Raw genomic sequence first — 2128 nt, 5'->3', positions numbered from 1 at the left:
CCCCGGCGCCCGCAACCCGCTCCTCGTCGCGGGACAGCGCCCACCAGGCGGCCAGACCGAAGCAGACCGCCGTCAGGACCGTGGAGGGGCCGCCGATGTCGGCGTAGAGGAAGTTGACGAGCTGCCACAGCAGCAGCCCGCAGGCCGGCAGGCCCACGTCCCGCAGCCGCGCGGCGCCGCGCCGCAGCCCGCGCAGCGCGCACACCAGCAGCGCCAGCCAGCTCCCCGCCACCGTCACCAGGCCCAGCAGCCCCTGCTCGCTGAGGAGCAGCAGGTACATGTTGTGCGGGGAGAGCAGCGGCTGGCGCCGGAACTCCTGCCCGGCGCCCCCGGTGTCGCTGCCCGACGACAGCGCGAGCGAGGCGTGGCCGTCGCGGTAGGCCGGGAACGCCTTCAGCCCGACCCCGGTCACCGGGTGCTCCCGCCACATGTCGGCCGCCGCCGCCCACATGGTGTACCGGTCGACGACCGACTGGTCGGGGGAGTCCGTGACCTGGGTGATGCTCGTCAGCCGCTCCTCCAGCGCGGCGGCGCCCACACCGAGCCCGCCCACCAGCACCACCGACAGCGCCGCCGCCGCGGCGAACACCGCCGCCGCCCGCCGCACCCCGGCCAGCAGCAGCTGCGCCGCACACGCCACGGCCGTCGCGATCCAGGCGCCCCGGCTGAACGACAGCGCGAGCGGCACCAGCAGCGCCACCGCGCACGCCGTCGCCACCAGCCGCTGCCGCCGCTCCCGCGCCCCGAGCGCGAGACCGGTCGCGGCCACCACCCCGAACGCGACGACGCTCGCCATGCCCATCACGTCGGACGGCCCGAACGTGCCCACCGCCCGGATGTCGGCGCCCTGGTACGAGGCCCCGGTCGCCGTGAGGTACTGCTTCACGCCGATCGCGCCCTGCCACAGCGCGAGGCCGACCAGGGACCACAGCAGCAGCCGCGCCCCGCGCCGGTCGCGCACCAGCAGCAGCACCGCGACCGGCACCAGCACGAACACCTGGAGATAGCGGGCCAGCCCGGTCCACGCGTCCCCGGTGCTCATCGCGCCCGCCGCGGCCACCGCGACCCCCACCACCGGCAGCCCGAGCACGATCACCGCGCCGCGCGTCAGCGGGCGCCGCGCCCGCAGCAGGGTCCGTACCAGGGCCGCCAGCACCACCAGGGCGGAGGCGGCGTCGGCGGGCGTCGCCGCGCTGCCCGCCGCCACCGGCAGACCCAGCAGCGCGACCACCGCCACGACGGGCAGCACCGGCGGCACGGCACGGACGGACAGCAGCGGGCGCGGGCGGCGCGGCGCGCTCGCGGGGCGCCGCGGGGCCGCGGTGAGCGGAGGGGACGTCGTCACCTGCGGTCAGCTCCCCGTCGGCCGGACGAACTGGGCCGCCGTGCGCAGCAGGATGCAGATGTCCTGCCACAGCGACCAGTCGTCGATGTAGGCGTTGTCGTAGCGGGCCCGGTCCTCGATGGAGGTGTCACCGCGCAGTCCGTGGATCTGGGCGAGCCCGGTGATCCCGGTCCGCATCCGGTGGCGCGCCGGATAACCCGGGTGCGCCTGGCCGAACTTCGCGACGAAGTAAGGCCGTTCGGGCCGCGGCCCGACCAGGCTCATGTCCCCGCGGAAGACGTTCCACAGCTGGAGCAGCTCGTCCAGCGAGGTCCGGCGCAGGAAGTGGCAGAAGCCGCTCATGTCCTGGTCGTTCGCCACGCTCCAGCGCGTCGCGGCCTCGTGCTCGCTGGCGGGCCGGTGCGTACGCAGCTTCAGCATCGTGAACGGCCGCCCGTCGCGCCCGATCCGCTCCTGCCGGAACACCACCCCCGGGCCCTCGGTGACCCGCAGCACGAGCGCGCACCCCAGCAGCACCGGACCGGCCAGCACCAGCAGCCCGCCCGACAGCGCCAGGTCCAGCGCCCGCTTGCCCGCACCGCCCGGCCGCAGCCCGCCGGCCGGACCCAGCAGCCGGCGCGGGAACCCGGCCAGCTGCCCGCCGCGCCGCGGCCCGCCGATGCCGTACGGCGGCGGGTCCGCGTCCAGCTCCCACAGCACACAGCCCTGCGCGGCGAGCCCGCCCAGCACCGCGGCCTGTTCCACCCGGGTCGCGGCCCCGACGACGAGCACCGTCCCCACACC

2 protein-coding genes are annotated in these 2128 nt (G+C 76.6%); both read right to left on the bottom strand.

Going from position 1 to position 2128, the window contains the following annotated elements:
• The coding region (locus SZN_RS36810; RefSeq protein WP_007506170.1) for an O-antigen ligase family protein at window positions 1-1345 on the bottom strand (1345 nt) is incomplete at its 3' end.
• 6 nt (window positions 1346-1351) lie between these two features.
• Window positions 1352-2128: sugar transferase (locus tag SZN_RS36805; protein ID WP_007506169.1), on the bottom strand; the 777-nt coding region annotated here is incomplete at its 5' end.

Source organism: Streptomyces zinciresistens K42 (assembly GCF_000225525.1).
GTDB classification, from domain to species: domain Bacteria; phylum Actinomycetota; class Actinomycetes; order Streptomycetales; family Streptomycetaceae; genus Streptomyces; species Streptomyces zinciresistens.
This window is presented reverse-complemented; position numbering and strand designations above follow the sequence as displayed.